Source organism: Dolichospermum heterosporum TAC447, assembly GCF_024584745.1.
GTDB classification, from domain to species: domain Bacteria; phylum Cyanobacteriota; class Cyanobacteriia; order Cyanobacteriales; family Nostocaceae; genus Dolichospermum; species Dolichospermum heterosporum.
The window spans coordinates 2,135,662-2,160,000 of sequence record NZ_CP099464.1; the positions used below are offsets into that span (position 1 = coordinate 2,135,662).

Below are 24,339 nucleotides of genomic sequence, written 5' to 3' on the forward strand. Positions count from 1 at the left end.
GTCTGTCAACCCGAAAATGACGGGTGAAGGAAAGCAGGGGGAGAACAGAGGCAGGGGAGGGAAGAACAGAAGTTTTTTCCGATCATTACCCGTCAAAATAAATTTGACGAACTACCAGTACCATGCTGACCTTTACACTGTATGTAAAATTGCTAATTTCATGGATACAATCACTTATACCATCTTAAACCCGATGTAGAGATGTGCCACTAAAATACCTCCACATATAAATTTACATTTTGCTTCCGTAACGCCTGGCTAATCTTATTCAAAAATTTATACAAAAAAAATTATTTACCTTTAAGAAACTAGAAATAATGTTATCATTGACATAGAATACACATTTTAACCTTGGGGAAAATCTTCTATAGACTATCCAATCGGTTATCTGTACTTAGCTAGATAGTCTCATTAAAGGGCTGAAAGCTATGTTGCGCCCAGACATAATATTTCTATTGACAAAGCGTGCTAATAAGGATAACTAGCCTTGCCCCTAGAAACGCCAAATCAGAGAAAAATGTCTGTAGATGTTAACAGTTGCCATAGCCGTTCAACTAATGCGGTAAACTAAAGCTTAAGACCCAAAATTTCACCCAACACTAATGACTAAAAATAAGTGGTAAAATTGAGTCACTAAACTTACTGGGTTCTGACTACGAAATTCACCTCTTAGAGGCGGATGTTCCAGGTATAAAACCCGAATTTGACAGGTTTAACTACGTTGTATAAAAAGGCAGAAGCACTACATGCTACACCGCAAAATTTATCAACTGTGTTGCGACGGGCGGGAGGTATGTGTTTTTTTGCGGGATCAGCAACGCTGGATAGAGCGGGCCCGCATCATTGATATCGAGGGCGATTTAGTGACTTTACGCTATGAGACAGACGAAGAAGATGAAGTTTGTTCTTGGGAGGAGATGGTTCGTCTTGAAAGCATCGGATCTGTTACTCAAAAATTAGCTTCAGTGCAACGCGGTAACATAGATCCGCTGACAACTGAAGAGTGTCCAGAAGCAGAGCGTATCCCTAACCCTTATACTGACCTAAATCCAGATTGAAATAGCCGTCAGCGTGTTGTTAACAAGAGGATTTAAACCCCACCTCAACAACATTCCACCTGTAGAGGTGGCGGAATTAAACCCAAAATTAACTCAATGCTGATTGCTAATAGCTTATTAAACGCTTCTAGACCAAATTCACGTCAAGCGTTCAAAAGCAGGACAGTATCCGTCAAGGGTAACTTTGAAATTATATAAGGGGGCAGCGGGGTTCCAACACCGTTGCCCCCTTTGGTATCGGCAGCTACCACAGCACTCAACATCACCAGAATTAGGGCGAAGATGATTGGGGTTTACCAGTTCTCGTGGGGATAACCCCCGCAATACCAGGTCTTCACCCTGCCAACGCGCTTCTATTAAACCCGTATCAGCGAATTGTCTCCAGCGGGGGTCTGCTGTTACTGTATCAGGGAGAGTGATGGTAATAACCGTACCTAATTCCGTTAACTCTCCCTCATAATTAGTTTCTGGGGCGGCAGGTTGTAAAAATGTTTCCCCAATTGGTAATTCTACTAGAGTTCCGGCTGCTGGTGAGTGGACATGATAGCGGTTTTGTAGCTCTTCTAAGCAAGTTAAATCTGCTAGGTAGCTGGGAGAACCATGCACAAAAATAACGTGCTGGGGTCGTAAATTATGAATTAGCTGGGTTGTTCCTGGTCCATCACTATGTTGCGCTAAAAGATAACTTTCAAATTTCGTTGGTGCTAAATATTCTGGGTTAACGGGAAGATCAATTTTTTCCGGTAAAAGAATCAACCAATTGCCTGTGTTATATTGGCAGTATTTACGTAAATCTGCGGAAGAGTCCGTGAGAACAATACAAGGAGATGTCCCTAAACTGGCTAGGTTTTCCGGCTTTAATCTTCTTACACGAGGCTTTACCCGGTCATCCCAAAATAAAGGTTGGTGTCGGGCAAAATTCTGGACAGCGGCGGGGAGATGGGGTAAAAGTTCTAAGTAGGCATCGCAACCAGCAGCTACAGCACCATCAACCCAAATATCTAAATCTCGACCTGTAAAGTGGTGATGGGAACGTAACAGCATGAGTAATTCTTGACCTAATCCTAATGCTGGGGTTGGTAAAATTATTGAATTGTTTTTCTCTGTGCCACTAGAACTAATGGCGCGATGAATCCTTTCTGCTAGTTGATTTTCTTGGTTACGACGATGGGTATGACGGGATGTACCATAACTACCTTCAATTAATAGCACGTCTAAATTTAAACCCCGGAGTTCATCTAGTCGCAACCCTTCGACTAAACGGGAGTTGGATAGGAAAAAATCACCTGTGTAAAGTAATTTATAATCACGGTTGGGGGTGTGGTAAGTGAGGAGAATCGCCACAGCACCGGGTAAATGACCTGCGGGGAATAATTCTACTATTAAATTTTCTCTGATTTCCACAGGCGATCGCAATGGTAAAGCCTGGCAAAATGATACAATTCCTGGTAGTTCTTCATCTAGCCAATTTAGCGGTAATAACTTCGTTGTTACCTCACTAGCATAAATAGGTAATAGGGGAAAAGCTTGATGTAGTGTTAATAAGCCTCTGGCATGATCTGGATGAGCATGACTAATTAGGACTAAATCCGCTGGTATCCCATGATGTGCCGATTGAGTCATTTCCTGCGCTACAGGGGAAATATTTGTCAAACCGAAATCTAACATGATCCGGTGTGGTCCCATCCTGACCAGTAGACACACCCCTTCATCTTGATGCTGAACACTATAGGGAAAGCATTCCAACTCGTTAGCTGTTGTTCCAGCATCAATTGATATATTATTCATTATTTGCTCCTCCCCTCAATCAAACTATTGGCTGAGAAACTTGGCTTTTAGCAATATTCCTCTGCAAAGTTCAAAGAAGTGGGAATCCTAAGTTGTCACTCTTGTTAATGTGCAGAACCGTTACCATGATAGTTATCGGAATCATAAAAGCCATTTTTCGTACCAAAGAATAAGCACGAAACCGTAAATATAACAGTTAAACCCACTAAAATTAGTTTGATGTCCATTAATTTTATCCCCTTAACTTCAGACTTTCCGATTTTAATATCGTGTTTTTGCATTTGGGCAAAATCACTAGAAATCTTTACCATACTTGGGTTATTGTCACTATACCACTTTTATGGTACGGTCGGGGGCAACTGTCAGAATCAAGTGATTATCGAGCGATAGCCTGCGTGGCGTAGCCATAGTCGAGATAATGTCCAGGATGAGAGGACGGACGGGATCAAAATAGGAATTTTATCCCCAATTACCTATAAGCGATTACTAGGTCGCGCTTCACTATTGCGCTATTGAGCATTTAAGTTTTTCAGAATTTTCTGTCTTAACAATTCCTTAATTTCTGTATGTCCGGGTACAGCTTCAATGACCTTTAGCGAATTTATCAAAACAGTTTATAATGAAATAGATTTTGGTGAGAAATTTACTGTATATGAATAACAACGACAAAAAAGTTTACAATTACACTATCATTCTCGAAAGGGAAGAAGACGGAGGTTATCACGCTTTTTGTCCTCTGCTTAAAGGTTGTCATTCCCAAGGAGATACTTTTGAAGAAGCGATCGCCAATATAACAGAAGCTGTAGAATTATATCTTGAAAGTCTAATGGCTGATCATCAACCTATCCCTAAAGAAGATTATATTGTTAAGCCATTAAGTGTTTTAGTATGAGTATTTTTCCGAGCGTCAAAGCTAAAGACTTTATTAAAGTTGTTGAAAAATTAGGTTTTTATTTTGATCGTCAAAAGGGGAGTCACGCCATTTACAAGCATAATGATGGGCGTAGAGTTGTGATTCCTATTCATTCAGGAAAAGATATTAAACAAGGTACTTTAACAGGAATGATTCAAGATGTTGGTATTGATAAAGAAACATTCTTCAATTTGTTAGGAAAATAAGATATATCTTCTTAGATTTTATTTCACTGCAAATCTCGATCAGCGATTACTCTTAATATTAATTAACTTCCTCGTCAAAAATTATAGGATATGCACTCTCAGCCACTTTCAAAAATCTCTCCCATCTGGTACGATGTTGGCGAAAAATATCTTGTGACTTAAATCTGTCCAGAGATTTAAATTCTCTTCTAATGAAAAACATTGTGAAAAAATCTGGCTCTTGCGTCACTTTTATGGTAAAAACTAAGATCACTAAAATTTAATGCTGATAAATTTAAATCATAAAAGCTGAAAACTCTATCTCTGTAAAGGTTTGCAAACTTTTAGATACAAGTGAATTAGCATAAGAGTATAATCATAATTATCAAATACAAAAGTTTTAGGGATAGTTATGAAATTTAGCGTAGATCAAATTCTCAATCTGCCAGAGATGAAAGTGTTAGATTTTCAAGAAATCGAAGGGGAAGAAATAATTATAACAATAGAGAAAGCTGTCAACTATTCTAATTGCCCGAACTGTGCAAAAACTACCTATAGTATACATCAAAATCATTGGCGGATGATTCATGATTTATTTTGGAGTGAAAAACCAGTATTGTTAAAAATAAATCGCCGTCAATTTAAATGTAAGAAGTGTAAAAAGGTCTTTAGTGAAAATCTAAATTTTGTAGATAAAAGTAAAGGATATACTAAAAGATTAGCCATAGATATAGTGAAACAAGTATTAGATAGTAATATTCATAGTGTTGCCAAAAGAAATGACTTGAGCGACGAAGAAGTTGAATCAATGTTAAAAGCACAAGCATCACAAATATTAAATATTAATTTAAGTGAGGTAAAAAGGTTAGGCATAGATGAAATTGCTTTAGTGAAAGGTCAAGGAAATTATTTAGCAGTATTAGTAGATTTAGATACTCGTAAACCAATTGAGTTAGTGAAGTCAAGAAGAATAGAAGAAATACGTGAAGTTATTGTGAAATGGGGATCTCAGGTACTGGAACAAATAGTTGAAGTGAGTATGGATCTGTGGTCTCCTTATAAAAGTTTAGTAGAAGAATTAATGCCAAATGCAAATATAACTGCTGATAGATTTCATGTAATGAAACAAGTAAATGATGAGTTAGATGCTATGCGTAAATCTGAAAAGAGAGCCGCTATGTCTTTAGATAATAAATCAGAGAAAGATCGAATATTAGCAGGATTAAATAAAAGCAAATATAGCTTAATAAAAAATGAAGATTCCTTGAATGAACAACAAAAAGAAAGATTAGATAATGTTCAAGAAGTTTCCCCTATTCTGGCAAAAATGCACGCCCTCAAAGAAGAGTTTCGAGACATATTTGAATCTACTAAGCCTTGGGGTGAAAACATAATAAATTTATTAGATTGGATGCATGATGGAATGAAGTATTTTCCCAAAAGTATAGGAACAATAATTAGATGGTTTGGTGAAGTCGTAGGTTATTTTGACGATAGAACTACCAGTGGTACTGTAGAAGGAATTAATAATAAACTCAAATTAATCAAAAGACTTGGATATGGATTTCGTAACTTTAGTAATTTTAGATTACGTAGTTTATTAAACTGGCACTTTAGTATTAATTCTCCATAAAAGTGACGCAAGAGCCAAAAATCTTTAAATATCGGGTTAGGAAATTCGTATCTCCAGTCGCTTCTCTTAATGAAGAGCGTGTTTTCAGATTCCAATGAAGTAAGAATATCTTGCACATTATATAGCTTTTGGAGGTTCAATCTGGGGTGAGTAGAGAGAATATTTTGAATATACTCTAATATATACTCTTCGAGTGTTTGTTGATCTGACTCTATTGAGTCAAATCCATCAAGGAGTATGAGGAACTGACCTGTCTTTGATAATAAGTGAATGTCTGAAATATCAATATTATACTCACTAACAATGTACTGATCAAGATCCTGAATTTTTTCTTTGTTCTCTGTGTATTCCCTTAAGCGGATATAAATTGGAAAATGTTTTTTCTCCTTTAAAAAGCTGTTTTCTTGAAAACAACTCAGAGCTAACCTCCGAAGTAGCATTGTTTTACCACTACCTGTGCTGCCAATAACTATGAGTCTTTGGCTGTGTGGTTGATTCTCATTATCAATCTTAACAAGCTCCTTGGCGAAAATATTATCTAGATGCAGTCTTTTTTTCTTTTGTTGGTTACAAGTATCAATGTCAATATCAATGTTTACATAGAGTTCTAAAGTTGATATTGGTTCTCGCATTTTCAGAATTCTTATTTTGCCGCATTTCTCCTTAATTCTCTGTTCTATGGTTTTTTGAATTTTTTGGATTGTAGCACACAAATCATCGCTGTCATGATCATTTCGACCATTAGAGTTGACAGTTGAGACTAAAGATTCTGAGTTACTCGGTTCGCTTGTAGTTAAAAGGTCTTGATTATCTTCATTAATAGTATTGTTGACTTCGCAATTTTTATTCTCTTGTTCCGCTTTCCTTTCAGACTTATGTATATATCTGAGCTTTTCTCCATCTTTTAGTTCTCCAGATTTATTTAAAGCATACTCTACTGCTTTTATTGTTCCCATAGATACAGTTCTGTCATACATTACTCTGTAAAAAGTAGTTCTTGAAAGTGAGGGATAACCCGATAGATAATCAGTGAGGAATGTTTCTATTGTTATTTCTCGATCCTTTAGATTCTCTATTGCTTGTCTTATTTTATCTCTACTGTCTTTGTGAATATAGTAACTATCTGCTTTCCTTTTCATTCAATAGTACCAGGATGAATACTGAGTTCAATATTTATTGAAACATATTTTTGCACAAAAACTAAATTTAAGGGAAATTTCGGCTTAATCTTAAAAAGATAATTATTAAATTTCATATACGCATACAGGACACATTTATAGAAATAAATGGGCAAGGCAAACGCACCTTATTTTTGGAATGCTTACTGAATAAAGGTTATACCCATTATCTAAATTATAGGTAGAAAAAACGAACGTTTCAGATACAACAAAACGAACTTTAGGCACTTTATTTTTGGAATGCTTGCTGGACAAAGATTATACCCATTTTATAAATACGAACGTTTCAGATACAACAAACGAACTGTCATATACATAATTTCGTGCCAATATCAAAACACGCTGCAACTGGGTAAAAACTCAGTTCCTAATTACATCAAAAAGAAGGTTGAGTTTATTATGGAATCAAGTAATCAACAGTCTAGCCCTAGCCAAGCGCAGACAGCATCTCAGAACATTGCCACGGACTGTGCTATCGGTGCGGTATCAGGGCTACTTGTTCTTCCCGTTACCCCGCTTGTAGGTTGTCTAACCGGAGTAGTTGTTCAGGCTGCTATTGAACTGGTGAGACCATCAGCCGCAAACTAACGTAAGAGGATGTATTAAAAATCCTCTTTGGCAAAAATGGCCGTTCCCCCCTAGCCCCCCAAGGGGGGATTAGTAACTGCTTAAAATCTCAGCAACTTCTCAAGCAACCTTTCATAAATTATGCCAGTCCCGATTTTAATTCTTATTACGCAAATAGCCGTTCCATTAGTGACTGGAGCTTGTATCGGCAAGGCTGTTGGTCACACAGGATTTGCAATATCGAATTTCAGTAAAGCACAGTCCATTGGGAAGAGTGCGGAACACAATTACCATAATGTTTGTTTACAACTAAAATGGGATGTGAAGCAGCTTGGATTACTGGCTGAACAGTATGGACAGACTCAATTGCACGCAGTTAGTACGATCAATAAAGTTTACGCATTATTAGATTCCCCAAAAATTCTTCAGTCTTTCACTCTTTCATTTGATCAAGAGGTTAACACATATACATATGAGATGCGCTCTGTAGACTCTGGTAAAATTGTATACGGTGGAGCAGGGGCAGTAACAAAAGCGGCAATTAATCTCTCAGCATCTAGCCTACTCCAAGGAATCTCCAGGATGGGATTTCAAAATACGTTGAATTCCTTTGCTTTATACGGCACAAAAGCAGCTACTATCAAGCTTTTCGCTGCATCTACTTCAGGTCTTGCTGTGGGTAGTGCTTTTGGGGCTATACTACCGCCAGCGCTCGCAATAATGGCCACTAAGTTTTCTGCTGATACAGAAACCATTCTTACGGAAGCGCTAGAATATCAAGCCAATATTGACGTTGAAATAGCGCATATTAATTGCTTTCGGGGTCAGTTATCTCTTGTGGAAGCGCGATTACTAGAGTTAAATGATGGCGTAGGTTCGATGACAGAATTGCTTGAAGTAAATTTAGTGGAATTTAATGCCTTACCTGAGCATCGCAGGAATAGAGCTACTAACACTTTGAAGGGCAATATAGTATTAAAGTTTCTCAACGATCTCCTGTTTACGATTCAGGATTTTGCTCATAAGTATTTCAACATTGGAGATCCGAAAGACGATTTTAGGGATGTTCAGCTATTGAGAACGGTTTTGAATTCTGCTTGCTGTTTAGCTGCTGTATTATCGAGAGCAACAGTATTAAATGAGAATGGAGCGCTATGCTCTGATGCGGTAACACTATTTGAACAGTATAGACGCTAAATTGTTTGATTCAGCTTACCAAATTGAGATTTTGATCAGTACATAACATAAAAAGGAACGTAACTATGGGAACGCCTGAAAATTCACTTATTATCAAGCCAATAGTAGAAGCAATTGCGCCACGCCTAGCAGACCTATTAGATGCAGAGCTTGTGAATAGTTGGATGATGCAATCGTCCCTCATGGATTGTGCTAAGGCCTTTATCTGTGCTCAGTCTGAGATGGTTCGTGTAGTAGAGGAGAATGAAACACAGCGCGCAAAGATATCTTCTGATCGAGATATTCGTCTCGCTGAAATTGAAAAGGATCAACTTAGAAATGAACAAGAGCATAAACAGTTCATGTGTGGGCGAAAGGATGCAATGCATCAAATTATAGAGCTTGCAGACGATGCACGATCAAGGGGCAATGAAGAGCTATCAAAGCTTCATTCTCAGCAATTAACCGCTATTTTGCTCAATAACCCATTTAATAATTAGTCATAGAGATAGAGTGTTCACTTTATCAGTCTATCTATCACCTACCCCTACTTATTGAGCCGATACGATTAGACTGTAGTTACCAAGAATTGTTAAGTTAATAAATTCACCTTCCTCACAGCATAATCTCCTCTCCGCGCTCAGTAAAGTGGACATCTTTAATTTTCCACTGAGAATTACTAATTAAGGTTTTGCGAACACTACTAAACAATGCAAACTGTTCACAACTAGAAAGAGAAGCTATTTGTCGTTTTGAATTTTGTGATATTCGTAAATCAACTGTCGCAATACCATTTTTAACATTAACACGATAGCCAGATACGCTAAAATCTGCTGTATTTTGTGCTTTGAATATTTTACCTATAGCCTCATTCATAGGTGCTGCTGCGGAAACCTCGGCTTTTTGAGGGATCAGTTCTTGACATTGAGTATCACTTGTGTATACGGTGATGTTGGTAGTTTTACCAGAAATGGCTGTAGTATTAGAATTATTGGTATATGGTTCAACTGCGGTAGTGGGAGACTTCTGTAGTTTCTTTGGGGGACTGAGGTTAATTTTGCTTTTTGGTATTGTTTCTGGAATTGATTTATCAGCAGTATTGTTAGAATCGCAACTGCTAATAACGGTGCAGGACACAACTAAAAATAATGATAAAATAGCTTGTTTGTAATTATACATATAATGATTCCGTTGGATTTTTACAAGAAAATTCATCAGGGGAAGGAAAGAAAAACCTAAATATCAATGATAACTACTTTTCCTACCATCCTATTTTATGTCACAGTATTTAATTTCTTGACTGATTAAATCAATAACTTCTAAAATATTCATACAAACACTTGAATAAACATTTTTAATTTAAGATTGAAGTAATGTTAAAAGCTTTTTGTATTTGGCTGATTTGTACTTTGTCAAATGTTTATTGTTGAAAACAAATCAATCACAAGCTAACATCCTGTAAATCTTTTAATCCTATAAATCCTGATTCAAATAATTAACAAATAGCTGCATTCACAAACTGAATCACATCTTCTAAACCAGCTTGAGTTTTCAGGTTTGTAAAAATAAAAGGCTTATCACCACGCATTTTTTTCGCATCTCTTTCCATCACATTCAAATCAGCACCAACATAGGGAGCAAGATCAGTTTTATTAATCACTAATAAATCAGATTTAGTAATACCCGGTCCACCTTTACGGGGAATTTTATCACCAGCAGCTACATCAATGACATAAATTGTTAAATCTACTAATTCAGGACTAAAAGTAGCAGCTAAATTATCTCCACCACTTTCTAAAAAGACTAAATCTAAATTGGTAAATTTTTCTTCTAATTGTTCAATTGCGGCTAAATTCATGGAAGCATCTTCACGGATAGCAGTATGGGGACAACCACCTGTTTCTACACCCAAAATGCGATCGCTTGACAAAGCCTGAGAACGCACTAAAAACTGAGCATCCTCTTGAGTATAGATATCATTTGTCACCACAGCTAACTGATATTTTTCCCGTAAACCCTTACACAAAGCATCTACCAAAGCCGTTTTCCCCGAACCTACAGGACCCGCAACGCCTACTCTTAAAGCCGTCATAATTTTTAACTCCTAAACAATCTAGTATATTGGGTTTCGTGCTGCATACTCGCTAAAGACAAACCCCAATTACAACATCCTAAATCATCATCTGCCATTGTCAAAATTTCCCCCACAGTAGTAGTTAATAAAGGTTGTAAACACAGTAATAACTGTTGTCCCGCAGTTTGTCCCAGCGGAATAATTTTAATACCAGCAGTAATTAAATTATTCGCCCAACTGTGTAAATAAGCTAATAAAGCAGCTTGAATATTGATATCCCAATGAGCGCAAGCTATAGCAAAAGCGATCGCATAATTGCTAGGATAACCCACAGCATTCACCACAGGTAAAATATCCGGTTCTAGCTTCCCCAATAATTGCATCAGAGAACGTCCCATTTGCCAACTAGCAGCCCGTAATTCCTCCGTATCCCTCGCCGCTGATAACCATAAATTCCACCGCTTTAAAGCCGACCTATCACCTGATTGGATAGCATGAAAACCCCTCACCATTACCGCTGCATCTAGGCGAATTGAGCCATAAATTAACTCAGATTTTAGCCAATCTTGGAGATTTTCAATATTAGTAATAGTCCCATTTTCTACTAACATTTCCAACCCTTCTGAATAGCCATAAGCACCAACAGGTAAAGCTGGACTTGCTAATTGTAAAATCGCCAAAAAATGGCTATGTGTGAGAGTGATTTCCATAAGCCCCTAATTCTGGTTGAAAAGGTACAACTTCCTCTTTAATTTCTAATCCCAATTGTGTCAACATAGCAGCTAAAACCGTATCTGGAGATAAGCGTAAATAAGTGGGAGTAATTTCCACAGATACATGACGATTTCCTAAATGATACGCAGCCCTTAATAATAAAGGAATTTCTGCTAATACAGTTAAAACTGGTTCAGGTTTAGCAATAATTCTCATATTCATACTTTCATTTTCATTTATGAGAATATCGCCATCATTTAATACTGTACCTCTAGCCAAACGCAAAAAAACTTCCTTACCATGTGCTAATGTAAATTTATGGCGGCTACGAGTTCGTTCTTCCGCAGTCAGTGAAAGAGTGAAAGTAACTATAGTATCATCATTAGGTGGTTGACGTTGAGTAAAAGTCAGCATAATTCCTGAAATTAACTTTAATTTTGATGATTCTGTATCTATAGTAATTCATTTTCAATATTTAGTAAACAAAAATATACCCGACTTCTTAGAGAAATCGAGTATTTTCAAATTTTCCCTTGACAAATCTCTTTTAACTAAGCGAGTGAGATGGTAAATAATTCCTCATAATCATGAGAGAAATAGTTATAAAATTTGCGGAAATTTTCCGGAGAAACAGCAAGTTGTACAACAGCAAAAACAGCCCGCACATGAATAGCAGCTATCGTGGGTTCTACCTTTTCTTTGTCACTGATACATTTAATAAATTCTTGTAAATTCAAAGATTGAATAGGTTCTGTTTCACCTCCATACAAATATTCTCTCAATTCCTGGGGTATTTGTGCTGCTAATTCTTCTCTTTCATCACTAGGAATAATTTTTTTAATACTTTCAAAAGTAGCACGAGTAGCAACTTCTGCTTCTTCACGAAATTCCGATTGAGCTAAACTTTGAACATGGGTTATAAACTCGGTATATTCCATTTTTTTATCTCCAGTATTCAAATCAATAATTTGTCTTATCAATCAAACAATTATGAGTGAGAGAAGTCCTAAACATGATGACTGATTACCTCCAACTTATAATTTAATATTTAAAACTAAAGGTGGCTTTGGCAATAGTAAGTGTATTCTAGGCTTTAACGATTCACTTAACTTCATCCCCAAGAGTTAGATATAGCTATATCTGACGATAGATATATTAGTGAAATATCACCAATTTGTTCAAGAAGTTAGGGATATTAAGAATTAAAAGTTTTCTACTGAAACGGTGCGTCAAACTTGTTAATTCATCATCTAATTATTAAATTAACTTTTGACGCACCCTACGAGTTTTTATTGTTTTATCTTCTTTCTAGGAAACCAATCATCTAAAATGGCGTAAAATACGGGGACAACAAACAAGCTGAGAATAGTAGAACTGACCAAACCACCGGCTATAGATACAGCCATAGGCGATCGCAATTCTGAACCCGCACCTAAACCCAAAGCAATGGGAACCATCCCCAAAATTGTCGCCGCAGTTGTCATCATAATGGGACGCAACCGGACAGGTCCAGCTTTGAGAATTGCCTCAGTTCTTTCTAGTCCAGAATCTCTTAACTGATTAATGTAATCTACAATTAGGATGGCATTTTTGTTAGTAATCCCCAGCAAAAATACAAAACCAATTAGAGATATCATCCCAAAATCACTTTTTGTAAATAGCAGTGCCAACAACGCCCCCACGATTGCTAAAGGTAAAGAAAGACCAATAACTATGGGGTCTACCCAACTTTTAAATAACCAAATTAACACCACAATAATACAAAGTGCTGATAACCCCAAAGTCGTGCCAAAACTCCCAAAAACCTCATTCTGACGGGCAGAATCTCCCCCTAAATTCAAAGAAACACCCGCAGGTATAACTGCTTTAGCTTCTGCTACCACCTTATCCGTCGCATCACCCAAAGTTAAATTTTGACCCAGATTAGCACCGATATAAGCCACCCGCTGATTATTCAAACGTTCAATTTGTAAAATTGGATCTTGTTGATCAGATGCACCTGTGATAGTGACATCAGCAAACCCAGATATTTTCTCAATTCGGGCTTTTACTGCTTTAGCTGCTGTCGTTAAGGCTTGAAGATCATTACCTTGTAAGGCTATTTGCAGAGGTTTTTGTCCACCTGTGTCCACAAACTGAATATCTTCTACACTTGTAGTTACACCCGCCAATTTTGGCAAAGCAGCGCGGAGTTGGTCTTGTATTTCTACCGTTTTCACTTCTCGCTCTGCTTTGAGCTTAACGTACAGCGTACCTTTGTTTGGTTCACCTTCACGAGAACCCACAGTAGTAAATACCGTTGCCACTGCGGGGAACTTCCTCACTACTTCTTCCAGTTTCTTAGCAACATCCAAAGAATCGTTTAGAGGATTAGGAATGGGAATAGAAGATGATGAAGCAGCTAAAGCCGCAGCAGACAAAGACGAATTTTCTAATTTATCTTTTTGTCCCGCTTGTCCTGGTTGTCCTCCTGGTTGTTGTCGTCCTCCTTGCCCCGCTTGTCCAAGATTCCCAGGAAGATTAGGTAAGGGAGCAGTATAGACAATATTAAATTCTCCTCGGTCAAGTTTGGGAATAAACCCTTTGGGAATTAGGGGAATCAGGGCTAAACCAGCTATTAAACTACCAACTGCCAAGCCGACAACTATTAAGCGGTGCTGCAATGACCAGGCTAACAAGTTACGGTAAGCCTGATCAAATTCTAGCCAAATTTTACTTTGCTTTTGGGGAGAACTGGATGATTTAGCTTTGAGCCAGTAAATAGCTAAGACGGGTGATAAGGTTCGGGCTACTAATAAAGATGTCAGCATCGCAGCGGAAACTGTAATCCCAAAGGGTTTGAAAAATTGACCAATGACTCCACCCATTAAACCGATAGGCAAAAATACCGCTACTGCTGTTAAAGTGGCTGCGGTGACAGTTAAACCAATTTCATTGGTGGCTATGAGTGCGGCTTCGCGGGGGGTTTTTCCTTCTTCTATATGCCGCATGATGTTTTCTACATCAACTATGGCATCATCTACTATCGAGCCAATGACTAAAGCTAAGGCTAACAGGGTGATGGTTTCTAGGTTAAAGCCATATATCGCCATGACGATAAATGTCCCTAACAAAGACACGGGAATAGCTAAGGCAGAAATTAGGGTGGCTTGCCAATTCCATAAAAAGGGAAAGATGACAACTACTGAGAGGACGATCGCTTCGATCAGTGCATCTATGGTGGAATGGGTGGCGTTGTGAATATATTCAGCTTGGGTAGCAGCTAAGGTGAGGGTGACATCTTTTAAGCTCAACCTTAGCTGTTGTACTTCTTTTTCTACCTGACTGACTACTTCTAGGGTGTTGGCATTACCTTTTTTAATTACTTGAAAGGCTAAAGCCTGTTTACCATTGAATCTTACTAAAGTGCCAGATGAGGGTAATAAAACATTCCTTCTTCTTTCTTCTTCCTGACTTATGGGAGTTACGGGCGCAGGCCCTGCGCCCCTACCCTCCTGACTCCTTGTGCTGCCATCTCCTAAGAGGGAGACTTTGAGAACTCCTGGTAATTTAGCGATCGCTGGGACAATTTTCTCTTTTGCTAGTTGCTGTAAATTATCAATCTTCCCAGTAGCACTTTCAATGGCATAGCTAACAGCCGCTGATTCGTTCAGATTCAAAGGGATGATTTTTTTAGTGGCATTCTTGGGTAGATTTAATTGATTGACGATTTGAGAAATTTTCTTGGTCGCAGTTTCTAAATTTGTCCCCACCACAAAAGAGGAAATTACGGCAGTTTGACCAGGATAGGTTGATGAACGAATATCCTCAAGACCTGCCAGTGATTTGAGACTTGCCTCCAGGGGTTTAGTTAGTTGTTCTTCCGTATCTAGGGCAGATGTTAAGGGTGCTTGGGCATTTACCACCACTACCGGAAAGGTGATGTCTGGAAATAAAGCATATTTGAGGGAACTGAATGCCAGGATACCAGCTACCGCTATACCTATCCAAAAACACACTGTCAACCAAGAAAACTTAATCGCTAATTTGGAAATATTGAAGCTTTCGCGTGTAGATTGTGTATTGGTCTGTACCATCTGATAAAATTATTTGAGTCCTTGGTCATTAGTTGTCAGTCTTTTGATCACTGACAACTGACAGGCTAGTATAGAACTTCTAGGGTGAAAATGGTTGTAGATGTTTAGTCATGGTAGATCCTTAATCCTTTCGTTCCTTGTTCAAAGTATTCTAAGCAACACCATAATCTGTATATGGACGCTTGTAGGGTGGATGCAACCCCAACACAATATCTTCTTTGGGAACACCCATTTTTACTAACTCCTCAGCAGGATTTTGGTCTGTCAAATTTTGTTGTAGCCAAATTTTGCCATCTTTAATATCAAAGTGCATGACACTACGATAAACTCGATGTAGTTCTTGCCAGCCGACATTCATCCATTGGTAATGATCCCTTTGGGTATCAAAAATCAGTTGTAGTTCTTCTTCTTCATCATCTTTGGCGTAATTAGTTAACAAAGTTTGAATATATTCTCGATATTTAGCTATTTTATCCATTTAAAAATTACCTCTTTCCTGGGTTCATAGACTACTAATGGTACTTGATATCTTTGTAGTGCAATTTGAGTAAATTCAAGTTGGAAAAATATTTCATAAGCATCTAAGGGAATCGCTAAGTACAGTATACGATTTGGTTCAATAGTTTCCAATGCTAGACGATATAGACGATAACTGAGAAACTGACCTAACGCAGCCTAAAAGTCTGTAATTGCCGAAGGATTGAGAAAACTTTTGATTTCTACAGCTATTTTCTCACCTGCTTTTTCCGCACCAAGTAATTTCTAGGCAGCTAAATCGACCTGAAAATTGACATCACCAAATTTAAATTTTAGTGGATCATCTGTAATTAACCACTGTTCTTTTTCTAAAGCTTTTCTGACTGATTCATGAAAAATATCTTTAGCAGACACGGATAACATTAAATTGTTGTATCTTTAGTATTTTACACTCTTAGTAGTAAAAGGAAAATAGTTTCTAAGTTTTTTATTCTCATGTCAACTTTGATCCTAGTCCCCCAGGGAGCAGAATATCAAGCCGTCTGTCGCGGATTAAGGCGCGTCCCCAGTTCCCAAGTCAAGGTATTAGCGATACCAATGGGAATTGAACCAGTGCGGAAATATTTACAACAATTCACCCATAATCAAGCAAATCGGATGCTGATGATGGGTTTATGCGGTAGCTTGAGCCAAAAATATCAAATTGGAGATATTGTTTTATATCAAAATTGTCTTTATCAAGGAAATCTGCAAGAGGGCGATAATTCCTTTACCGCAGATATACATAATAAACTTGGAGATCATGTATCTTTAGTCAAAGGGTTAACGAGTGATCGCCTCTTATATAAAGCCAAACAAAAACGCCAGTTACAAGAACAATCCGGCGCTGACGTTGTAGATATGGAAGGATACGCTTTTCTCGAATTTTTCCAGCAACCATCTGACGCAGTTTCTCCACCAGTACAAGTAGCCATCCTACGAGTAGTTAGCGATGATGCTCACCATGACATCCCCAATATCACCTCAGCCATTAGCGCAGACGGCTCATTACAACCTTTACCCTTAGCTTGGGAATTAATCCGTCAACCCCTAGCAGCAACTCGATTAATTACCGGTTCATTAAAAGGACTCAGAGCTTTAACAACAGTTACACAATTATTGTTTACGGCTTAAGGCAAGAATGTCCAATAGACCCATAAGATCCCCGACTTCTCTAAGAAGTCGGGGATCTAAACAGAATTTAAACCGGAGAAATATCTTTTAGGGATCACCAAAAAATAAATTACCCAATTTTGTGGGATGGGCAATCCTGCCTGTCCTTGGTAATTAGCGGGCAAGATGCCCGCACCACAAGAAACTTTTGGGGATTTTTTTAATTGGAAGTCCCTTAAGCTAAACCACTGATGCCAAATTGACTTTAACAATCACATCATTGAAGTCTTTATCACCACCACCACGTAAATCCTCAAAGCCAAAGGTATTATCACCTAATATCCGCACATGATCAACACCATCTGAGTTAGCCCCCAAGAAGGCGAAGTAAATATCTGGGTTATTATTAGGATTTCTATCAAGTAGGGCATCAAGTGTACCATTAGCCACAAGAAATGGTACATACATAGCACCACCTTGAATGGTAGTATTGAAACCTGCTGTTCCGCCGTTATTCACGTTCAAGCTAACATCAGAAACACGGCCATTCAGAGCCGCTTGCACATAACCATCCTGTCCTGGGAGGATATCAGCGATACCATCACCATTAGTATCAATACCGCCATTCCCATCAGTTACGCGATAGAAACCAACGAAATTGTTGTAACTTGCTTCTCGGTAAACAGTAAAATCAGCGGTTACTGCACCAGTAATACCCCGTAAATCCAGCGATTCGCCTTGTGGTTTACTTTGCAAAGCTGTACCCAAAGGCATAGATTTATCATTTGCTTGAATCTGGACTTGCAAATCGTCGAACCCAGTTGAATTACCAGAACCATCTTCCCAATTTAGGGAGAAACTATTAGACCCCAAGTCTGTAATTTTTACAGTAGAAGGGTTGGCAAAGAGAACATTGCCAATGGGTGTGTTCTTATTCAGTACAGAATCGGTTGAACCATCTTTTACTAAATAGAATCTCAAATTGTCATTGGAGTTAAACTCTAATAACCTACCGAGGCTAGTGAGATCAAATCCAGCAGGAAGATTAGTAATAGTAGAGAAAATTATCTGACCTTTTGCTAATGCTTTTTCTGCATAACCAGGTTCACCTGGGGCAATTCCATCTATTTTACCAGACGCATCATCAACAGTAAATACTCCTATTTCATAGAAACCATTAAAATTGAATCCTGTCAATTTTACTTCTAGTGTCACTTTGCCGTCGTTATCTTTGATATTGAAGACATTATCACTAATTAGTGAGAGGAAATCGTTAACGTTAACAGTTTCCGTGTCAGTGCCAGTGTCAGTTCCCGTGTCGGTTCCCGTATCAGTTCCCGTATCAGTGCCAGTGTCAGTTCCCGTATCAGTGCCAGTGTCAGTTTCTGTGTCAGTTTCTGTGTCAGTGCCAGTGTCAGTTCCCGTGTCGGTTCCCGTATCAGTTCCCGTGTCGGTTCCCGTATCAGTTCCCGTGTCAGTGCCAGTGTCAGTTCCCGTATCAGTTCCCGTGTCAGTTTCTGTGTCAGTGCCAGTGTCAGTTCCCGTGTCGGTTCCCGTATCAGTTCCCGTGTCGGTTCCCGTGTCGGTTCCCGTGTCGGTTCCCGTGTCAGTTTCCGTGTCAGTGCCAGTATCAGTGCCAGTATCAGTGCCAGTGTCGGTTCCCGTGTCGGTTCCCGTGTCAGTATCAGTGCCAGTGCCAAGCCGCACATAGACTTTCCCTGATCCAGGTGCGCCAATAATTAAATCGTTAACACCGTCACCATCAAAATCTCCATTACTGATCGAGCTACCTAACTTATCACCTATAGAAGCACCGTCAATTATAAAGCCATTTTGACTGTCGGGACTTTCGAGACTTGAGAGTTCAAAGGTAGGTGCAAAGTCTTCCTCTGTGCCATAAATGACGTAGACTTGTCCAACATTATTATTAGCATTTTTTGCCCCAATGATGATGTCATCAATGTCATCATTGTTAATATTCCCAGCACCACTGACATACCAATCGGAGTTATCAAGGGTTGAAATACCATTGATGGTAAAGCCATTGCTACCATTAAGGTCAGAAAGATTGATGCTAGAACCAAAATCTTCTTTGCCAAAGACCACATAGCCTTTGCCTTTCCCACCAATAATCAAGTCTCCGATGCGGTCACCGTTGATATCCCCAGCTTTGCTAACAGAGAGTCCTGATTGATCACCATCTTGTCCATTGATGACAAAGCCATCGCTGCTACTGAGGTTGTAAATGTTAATATCATCAGTAAAGGAGTTGTCATTGCTACGCCCATAAATGACATAACTGCTGCCAGAATTGTTACCATTGGGATTCGCATAGGGCGCACCAATGATGAGGTCATCAATTCCATCACCGTTGATATCCCCAGCGTCACTGACAGAATAACCTAAGCTATTGTTGTCATCACTTGGGTTATCCGGGTTATAGCTGTAGATAATCAAACCGTCATCAAGCCCAAAGTTTGGGTCGTCGAGGTTTAGGGTTGAGTCAAAATTCTCTTTCCCAAAGATGATATAGCTTTCACCTATAGTCCCTGATCCATTATCACCAGGATTAGTTGCGCCAATTAATAGGTCTTTGATGCCATCACCATTGATATCACCAGCGGCACTAACAGACCAACCGGCATTACGACTATATTCACTGCCTTGAATCGTAAAGCCCTTACTGCCAAGGTTGGAAAGTTCGATGGGACTATTAAAATAGTTGGGGTCATTACTGCCAAAGATGACATAAGCAGAGCCGAGACTATTCCCATTTGCACCAGGTGCGCCAATGGCTAGGTCATCAACACCATCACCATTAATATCCCCAATATTCTTAACAGAATAGCCGAATTTATCACCCGCGTTAGGCCCATTGATCACAAAGCCTTTAGTGTTATCGAGGCTAGAGACATCTATGGTTCGATTACGTGAATCTCTTTCACCAAAGACTACATAGGTTTTTCCGCCGTTGCTTTTGTTATTAGGATCGCTCAAAGGTGAGCCAATGACGATATCTTCAATTCCATCACCATTAATATCAACAGCGCTAACTGAGTAGCCGAACTCATCGCTACTTACACCCTTGATAGTAAAGCCGTTGTTGTTGGATATGGGAGTGGAAGTGGGTATAATCTCACCACTTACAGGATCGATAACAATAGTCTCGCCAGTTACAGGATCTATACCGATCAAAAATAACTCTTCATCTTCACTGCTGGAATTAGGATCTGGTAGGGCTGCTTCAAATGGGATCTCCTCAACTGGGGTATTTTCACTTGTTATGATCGATGGATTGCTGCTAACTCCAGTTGCGGTGGCAATAGGATTAGAATCTGGTTCTGTTGATGGATTGCTAGTATCTTCAGTTGTGGTGGACATAGGATCTAGTTCTGTTGATGGATTGCTAGTATCTTCAGTTGTGGCGGACATAGGATCTAGTTCTGTTAATAGATTGCTAGTATCTTCAGTTGTGGCGGACATAGGATCTAGTTCTGTTAATAGATTGCTGCTATCTACAGTTGTGGTGTCCATAATGATGTAGTGTTATTAGTTTTTTTCGATGGTTGACAAATTTCGGTTACAGCAAAGCTGGTGTAATAGATAGTTCCACGCTAGTTACACAGGTATTTGCCATAAATCTGCATTGAGAAATAGCTCTAGGCTGTAGTTGAGTGGCTAGAGTGTTGGTGACAGTATGGACAGAAGTTCATACCTTTGGGGTAAATATGTGTGGTTGCCCCTAAGCTTGAGTCGCTAGAGTAACTTTTGATGGAAATAAGGGAATAGTAGTTAATACCCTGGTAAGTAGTGAGACAGAATTAATTACACAATGTCATTGTGAATGGAATGAAGTGGAATGAAGCAATTGCAAGGGTTGTGATTGCTTCCCTTCGCTCGCAATGACTGTAAATATTTTTGTCCAATTACTTATGACGAAACTTCCCTGGCTTGCAGTTGAGTAGCCAGAGTTGGTGGAGATAATTTTTTCGGATAGTCAGATACGGTTAGTTTCTATGCCAGATAAAACTCTCTTTATATCCATATTTGTGTACCAAATTTTTCACCTCATATAATCAAATCCAGGTCTATTTAAGACTTGGGGTTTTTGCCGACTACACCCAGACGCGGGAAGATGCTGAAGTTTATGCCTGATTTGATTTAAGGACTCTTAGTTTTTCACTAACGAGAAAGTTTACTTTGATTGCCCGAAAACAGTATAGCCTAGATATTGTGTTATTAGTTGTGAAGTTTCTGTGAAGTTGAGGTCAATAACACGCAAATTCCTGAGTTGGGCTTTTATCATTGGCTGTAAACATGACAATCTGTTTTAGTTTGCGGTTATGATACTTGATATCAATGGGAAAATTTTCTCTTCCCTGTTCTCAAGTCCAGATTCCTATAACTTAATCCCTAATTGTTAATGTCCAATCCGGACTTGTTTTAAATATTCTGACTACTTTTGATCTACTGTCTTTACCAGTAATCCTAATGTGTGGTTAATGCTGGGGCTGGTGTTTAATGGGTAAAAATGGGGATTTTTAGGAAAAATGTCTGCTACTGGTTGTCAACGGGGTAAACTCTGGCTTGATTAGGGATCAGGGGTCAGGAATCACGAGTATGGCTTACGCCAAGTCAGAAGTCAAAAGAAGAGGGAAATTTCTGTCTTTGCTGCTTTTGCTCGTCCTACTTTGTCAATTGGCATATACTCTACCTTTCCACGCGCCTCCACGACCTTGCCAATGTTGTAATGCTGAATCTAGTGTCATACAAGTATACATAAAGGCAATTATGGGTAGGCTAAAGGCAAAAGCGGGGGAGCATTTGTAAAAGCGAGTAATTGGGAAGTAAGCAAAAGTCATTAGCAGGTATCCGATGACAGAGGTGAGGGTAATTATCCAATTCCCGAATACCAGTCCTAAAATAATTCCTATTGGGGGGACTATATAAACTAAGATCATTCCTAAGAGGCTACCTAGGAGGAGAAAGGGGGAATAATTCAGTTGTGTATAAGCACTTCTGGCGACCATATCCCAAATTGTTTTGAGGGAATCGTAGGGGCGTAAGCTACGGGTGAGAGTGCTGAGTCCTAACCAGATTTTTCCCTTGGTTGATTTGACGGCTTTGGCTAGAGAACAGTCATCAATTAGGGCTTGACGAATAACTTGTAATCCACCAATTCGATTGAGGGCTTCTTTCTGAATGAGAATACAACCTCCGGCGGCGGCGGCGATCGCCTTTTTGGGGTTATTTACCCAGGAAAAGGGATAGAGTTTTTGGAAGAAGAAGACGAATGCGGGTATTAATAGTTGTTCCCAAAAGCTTTGACAGCGTAATCGTACCATGATGGATACGAGGTCTAATTTCTGTGCTTCGGCTTTGGCAACTAGGCGGCTGAGGTTACTGGGATGATGTTCTATATCTGCGTCGGTAAGTAAAAAATAGTCTGGTTTTAATTGGCTGGCTGTTTGTACACCTTGTTCCATTGCCCATAATTTGCCTGTCCAACCCGGAGGTAATGGGGGGCTGGATATAATCTGCAATTGTGGGGTTTTGTCGAGGGCGTAGGCTACTCCTTGGGCAATGTTGGCTGTACCATCGCTACTTTGATCGTCTACGAGGAAGATGGTGAAGTTACCAGGATAGTCTTGCAGGAGGAGCGATCGCAAGCTAATGGGAATGACATCGGCTTCATTGCGGGCGGGAATGATTACGCACACTGTGGGTAAGGTGTTATTCTCAATATTTTTGTCTGGCGTTGCTTCTAATTGGTGATTAATTCGCCAAAATTGCCCCCAAAATAAGATTAAAAATAACCAAATGACTAAGGATAGAAGGGTCAAACTCAAGATAATTGTTGCCATAACTGTTGCTATACTCCAATTTAAAACTTAAAAACAAATTTAATTGTCACTGACTTGGATAGAATACAATGTCTGCTGATTTTGGGGAAGAATTTTCTCGTAATTCGGTTATGTTATTAAATACTTGAGTTTGGTGCTGAGGTAGGTATTTGATGGAAACACAAGATAGAACAGAAGTCAATAAAGTTGTTGATGCGATAGCCGCCAGTCAAAAACATCTGCTTTCTATTCAAAATCCCGATGGTTATTGGTGGGCAGAGTTAGAATCTAATGTTACCATCACTTCGGAAGCTGTTTTACTGCATAAGATTTGGGGAACTGATAAAACCAGACCTTTGCATAAAGTTGAAAATTATCTCCGTTCTCAACAGCGAGAACATGGAGGTTGGGAATTATTTTATGGTGATGGTGGAGATTTAAGTACAACCGTAGAAGCTTATATGGCTTTGAGGTTGTTAGGTGTATCCCCTACAGACCCAGCATTGCTAAAAGCGAAATCCCTAATTTTAGCTAAAGGTGGTATTAGCAAAACTCGCATTTTTACAAAATTACATCTAGCTTTAATTGGCTGTTATAATTGGCGCGGACTGCCTTCTTTACCACCATGGGTAATGTTGCTACCCGATAATTTTTTCTTCAATATTTATGAACTTTCGAGTTGGGCGCGTTCTAGCACTGTACCTTTATTAATTGTCTTTGATCAAAAACCTGTCTTTAAAATTGATCAGCCAATTAATTTAGATGAATTATATGCTGAAGGTGTGAATAATGTCCGTTGGAAATTACCAAAAAATGGTGATTGGTCAGATATATTTAACATTCTGGATGATGGTTTTAAATTAGCAGAAAGTCTAAATTTTGTTCCTTTTAGAAATGAGGGGATTAAAGCGGCAGAAAAGTGGATTTTAGAACGTCAAGAAGTTACAGGTGATTGGGGGGGAATTATTCCCGCTATGTTAAATTCTCTATTAGCTTTAAAGTGTTTAGATTATGATGCTAATGATCCAATTATCAAACGAGGTTTAAAAGCAGTTGATAATTTTGCTATTGAAATAGAAAATAGTTACTGTGTCCAACCTTGTGTTTCTCCTGTATGGGACACAGCTTGGGCGATTCGGGCTTTAATAGATTCAGGTTTAGAGCCAAATGATGCCGCTATTGTCAAAGCTGGAGAATGGTTAATAGAGAAACAAATTCTTGATTATGGTGATTGGAACGTCAAAAACAAGCAGGGAACTCCCGGTGCTTGGGCGTTTGAATTTGAAAATCGTTTTTATCCAGATGTGGATGATTCTGCTGTAGTTGTTATGGCTTTACATCAGGCTAAATTGTCAAATGAAGAACTAAAAAAACAAGCCATTAATAGGGCTTTAAATTGGATTGCGACAATGCAATGCAAACCTGGTGGTTGGGCAGCTTTTGATATTGATAATGATCAAGAATGGCTTAATGCTGTACCTTATGGTGATTTGAAAGCGATGATT

The 24,339-nt window shown here is 38.9% G+C and carries 20 protein-coding genes and 2 pseudogenes (1 of these 22 only partly in view); 9 read left to right on the forward strand and 13 right to left on the reverse strand.

All coding sequences use genetic code 11. The annotated features are described in order from the left end of the window. Positions 1–746: 746 nt before the first annotated feature. Positions 747–1,058: a DUF6679 family protein gene (locus NG743_RS09500; RefSeq protein WP_027403878.1), complete on the forward strand. Its 312-nt coding sequence runs from the start codon at positions 747–749 to the stop codon at positions 1,056–1,058. A gap of 138 nt (positions 1,059–1,196) precedes the next feature. On the opposite strand, the gene NG743_RS09505 is transcribed toward NG743_RS09500, so the two are convergent. Both NG743_RS09505 and NG743_RS09510 read right to left on the reverse strand, forming a co-directional pair. Beyond that, complete coding sequence (locus NG743_RS09505; protein ID WP_257121897.1) at positions 1,197–2,846, reverse strand: MBL fold metallo-hydrolase; 1,650 nt, start codon at positions 2,844–2,846, stop codon at positions 1,197–1,199. 104 nt (positions 2,847–2,950) lie between these two features. Beyond that, positions 2,951–3,073, reverse strand: a complete 123-nt coding sequence (locus tag NG743_RS09510) for a DUF8629 family protein (protein ID WP_035083073.1) — start codon at positions 3,071–3,073, stop codon at positions 2,951–2,953. A gap of 425 nt (positions 3,074–3,498) precedes the next feature. Here NG743_RS09510 and NG743_RS09515 point away from each other — a divergent pair, with 425 nt between their 5' ends. From NG743_RS09515 to NG743_RS09525, 3 genes are all read left to right on the forward strand, one after another. Beyond that, complete coding sequence (locus NG743_RS09515; RefSeq protein ID WP_027403880.1) at positions 3,499–3,738, forward strand: type II toxin-antitoxin system HicB family antitoxin; 240 nt, start codon at positions 3,499–3,501, stop codon at positions 3,736–3,738. Next, positions 3,735–3,965 carry a type II toxin-antitoxin system HicA family toxin gene (locus NG743_RS09520; RefSeq protein ID WP_027403881.1) on the forward strand — a complete coding sequence of 77 codons (231 nt, stop codon included), beginning with the start codon at positions 3,735–3,737 and terminating at the stop codon, positions 3,963–3,965. Before NG743_RS09515 ends, NG743_RS09520 begins: the two co-directional genes overlap by 4 nt. 391 nt (positions 3,966–4,356) lie before the next feature. Beyond that, positions 4,357–5,577 carry an ISL3 family transposase gene (locus NG743_RS09525; RefSeq protein ID WP_027400610.1) on the forward strand — a complete coding sequence of 407 codons (1,221 nt, stop codon included), beginning with the start codon at positions 4,357–4,359 and terminating at the stop codon, positions 5,575–5,577. Between the two features lie 143 nt (positions 5,578–5,720). Here the strand turns inward: NG743_RS09525 and NG743_RS26665 are convergent. Beyond that, positions 5,721–6,716, reverse strand: a pseudogene (locus NG743_RS26665) (NACHT domain-containing protein); the annotation flags it as partial. Between the two features lie 438 nt (positions 6,717–7,154). On the opposite strand from NG743_RS26665, the gene NG743_RS09535 reads away from it, so the two are divergent. From NG743_RS09535 to NG743_RS09545, 3 genes are all read left to right on the forward strand, one after another. Next, positions 7,155–7,343, forward strand: a complete 189-nt coding sequence (locus NG743_RS09535; RefSeq protein WP_152540487.1) for a hypothetical protein — start codon at positions 7,155–7,157, stop codon at positions 7,341–7,343. 120 nt (positions 7,344–7,463) lie between these two features. Then, a complete protein-coding gene (locus tag NG743_RS09540) occupies positions 7,464–8,519 on the forward strand; it encodes a hypothetical protein (RefSeq protein WP_257121898.1) in 1,056 nt (351 codons plus the stop codon). 65 nt (positions 8,520–8,584) lie between these two features. Continuing rightward, complete coding sequence (locus tag NG743_RS09545; RefSeq protein WP_257121899.1) at positions 8,585–8,998, forward strand: hypothetical protein; 414 nt, start codon at positions 8,585–8,587, stop codon at positions 8,996–8,998. 115 nt (positions 8,999–9,113) lie between these two features. On the opposite strand, the gene NG743_RS09550 is transcribed toward NG743_RS09545, so the two are convergent. From NG743_RS09550 to NG743_RS09585, 8 genes and pseudogenes are all read right to left on the reverse strand, one after another. Further along, positions 9,114–9,677 carry a hypothetical protein gene (locus NG743_RS09550; protein WP_027403886.1) on the reverse strand — a complete coding sequence of 188 codons (564 nt, stop codon included), beginning with the start codon at positions 9,675–9,677 and terminating at the stop codon, positions 9,114–9,116. Positions 9,678–9,993: 316 nt separating this feature from the next. Beyond that, positions 9,994–10,590 (reverse strand): urease accessory protein UreG, encoded by a 597-nt coding sequence (ureG, locus tag NG743_RS09555; RefSeq protein ID WP_027403887.1) that lies wholly within the window; start codon positions 10,588–10,590, stop codon positions 9,994–9,996. A 5-nt stretch (positions 10,591–10,595) separates the two neighbouring features. Next, a complete protein-coding gene (locus NG743_RS09560) occupies positions 10,596–11,282 on the reverse strand; it encodes an urease accessory protein UreF (RefSeq protein ID WP_027403888.1) in 687 nt (228 codons plus the stop codon). Next, positions 11,260–11,700 carry an urease accessory protein UreE gene (gene ureE, locus NG743_RS09565; protein ID WP_257121900.1) on the reverse strand — a complete coding sequence of 147 codons (441 nt, stop codon included), beginning with the start codon at positions 11,698–11,700 and terminating at the stop codon, positions 11,260–11,262. Before ureE ends, NG743_RS09560 begins: the two co-directional genes overlap by 23 nt. A gap of 137 nt (positions 11,701–11,837) precedes the next feature. Next, complete coding sequence (locus NG743_RS09570; RefSeq protein ID WP_027403890.1) at positions 11,838–12,224, reverse strand: DUF2267 domain-containing protein; 387 nt, start codon at positions 12,222–12,224, stop codon at positions 11,838–11,840. A gap of 351 nt (positions 12,225–12,575) precedes the next feature. Continuing rightward, positions 12,576–15,362, reverse strand: a complete 2,787-nt coding sequence (locus tag NG743_RS09575; RefSeq protein WP_257121901.1) for an efflux RND transporter permease subunit — start codon at positions 15,360–15,362, stop codon at positions 12,576–12,578. Between the two features lie 151 nt (positions 15,363–15,513). After that, positions 15,514–15,840, reverse strand: a complete 327-nt coding sequence (locus NG743_RS09580; protein WP_027403892.1) for a XisI protein — start codon at positions 15,838–15,840, stop codon at positions 15,514–15,516. Beyond that, positions 15,828–16,253 (reverse strand): annotated as a pseudogene (locus NG743_RS09585) (XisH family protein). The gene NG743_RS09580 and the pseudogene NG743_RS09585 overlap by 13 nt, the downstream one beginning before the upstream one ends. A gap of 81 nt (positions 16,254–16,334) precedes the next feature. Between NG743_RS09585 and NG743_RS09590 the strand changes: the two are divergent. After that, positions 16,335–17,012: a 5'-methylthioadenosine/S-adenosylhomocysteine nucleosidase family protein gene (locus tag NG743_RS09590; RefSeq protein WP_027403894.1), complete on the forward strand. Its 678-nt coding sequence runs from the start codon at positions 16,335–16,337 to the stop codon at positions 17,010–17,012. Between the two features lie 219 nt (positions 17,013–17,231). On the opposite strand, the gene NG743_RS09595 is transcribed toward NG743_RS09590, so the two are convergent. Continuing rightward, positions 17,232–20,525: a DUF4114 domain-containing protein gene (locus tag NG743_RS09595; RefSeq protein ID WP_257121902.1), complete on the reverse strand. Its 3,294-nt coding sequence runs from the start codon at positions 20,523–20,525 to the stop codon at positions 17,232–17,234. Positions 20,526–21,685: 1,160 nt separating this feature from the next. Further along, the gene (locus NG743_RS09600; RefSeq protein ID WP_257121903.1) at positions 21,686–22,855 is read right to left on the reverse strand and encodes a glycosyltransferase; all 1,170 of its coding nucleotides are present in this window, start codon (positions 22,853–22,855) and stop codon (positions 21,686–21,688) included. A gap of 152 nt (positions 22,856–23,007) precedes the next feature. Between NG743_RS09600 and shc the strand changes: the two genes are divergently transcribed. Beyond that, positions 23,008–24,339 carry the 5' portion of a squalene--hopene cyclase gene (shc, locus tag NG743_RS09605; protein WP_257121904.1) on the forward strand. 576 nt of this gene lie beyond the right edge of the window, so the window shows 1,332 of its 1,908 coding nt (coding positions 1–1,332); it begins with the start codon at positions 23,008–23,010; its stop codon lies off the right edge, out of view.

Excerpts from the sequence above, each read along its gene's own strand:
- NG743_RS09500 (WP_027403878.1), top strand. The coding sequence starts at position 747 with ATGCTACACCGCAAAATTTATCAACTGTGTTGCGACGGGCGGGAGGTA.
- NG743_RS09505 (WP_257121897.1), bottom strand. The coding sequence starts at position 2,846 with ATGAATAATATATCAATTGATGCTGGAACAACAGCTAACGAGTTGGAA.
- NG743_RS09510 (WP_035083073.1), bottom strand. The coding sequence starts at position 3,073 with ATGGACATCAAACTAATTTTAGTGGGTTTAACTGTTATATTTACGGTT.
- NG743_RS09515 (WP_027403880.1), top strand. The coding sequence starts at position 3,499 with ATGAATAACAACGACAAAAAAGTTTACAATTACACTATCATTCTCGAA.
- NG743_RS09520 (WP_027403881.1), top strand. The coding sequence starts at position 3,735 with ATGAGTATTTTTCCGAGCGTCAAAGCTAAAGACTTTATTAAAGTTGTT.
- NG743_RS09525 (WP_027400610.1), top strand. The coding sequence starts at position 4,357 with ATGAAATTTAGCGTAGATCAAATTCTCAATCTGCCAGAGATGAAAGTG.
- NG743_RS09535 (WP_152540487.1), top strand. The coding sequence starts at position 7,155 with ATGGAATCAAGTAATCAACAGTCTAGCCCTAGCCAAGCGCAGACAGCA.
- NG743_RS09540 (WP_257121898.1), top strand. The coding sequence starts at position 7,464 with ATGCCAGTCCCGATTTTAATTCTTATTACGCAAATAGCCGTTCCATTA.
- NG743_RS09545 (WP_257121899.1), top strand. The coding sequence starts at position 8,585 with ATGGGAACGCCTGAAAATTCACTTATTATCAAGCCAATAGTAGAAGCA.
- NG743_RS09550 (WP_027403886.1), bottom strand. The coding sequence starts at position 9,677 with ATGTATAATTACAAACAAGCTATTTTATCATTATTTTTAGTTGTGTCC.
- ureG (WP_027403887.1), bottom strand. The coding sequence starts at position 10,590 with ATGACGGCTTTAAGAGTAGGCGTTGCGGGTCCTGTAGGTTCGGGGAAA.
- NG743_RS09560 (WP_027403888.1), bottom strand. The coding sequence starts at position 11,282 with ATGGAAATCACTCTCACACATAGCCATTTTTTGGCGATTTTACAATTA.
- ureE (WP_257121900.1), bottom strand. The coding sequence starts at position 11,700 with ATGCTGACTTTTACTCAACGTCAACCACCTAATGATGATACTATAGTT.
- NG743_RS09570 (WP_027403890.1), bottom strand. The coding sequence starts at position 12,224 with ATGGAATATACCGAGTTTATAACCCATGTTCAAAGTTTAGCTCAATCG.
- NG743_RS09575 (WP_257121901.1), bottom strand. The coding sequence starts at position 15,362 with ATGGTACAGACCAATACACAATCTACACGCGAAAGCTTCAATATTTCC.
- NG743_RS09580 (WP_027403892.1), bottom strand. The coding sequence starts at position 15,840 with ATGGATAAAATAGCTAAATATCGAGAATATATTCAAACTTTGTTAACT.
- NG743_RS09590 (WP_027403894.1), top strand. The coding sequence starts at position 16,335 with ATGTCAACTTTGATCCTAGTCCCCCAGGGAGCAGAATATCAAGCCGTC.
- NG743_RS09595 (WP_257121902.1), bottom strand. The coding sequence starts at position 20,525 with ATGGACACCACAACTGTAGATAGCAGCAATCTATTAACAGAACTAGAT.
- NG743_RS09600 (WP_257121903.1), bottom strand. The coding sequence starts at position 22,855 with ATGGCAACAATTATCTTGAGTTTGACCCTTCTATCCTTAGTCATTTGG.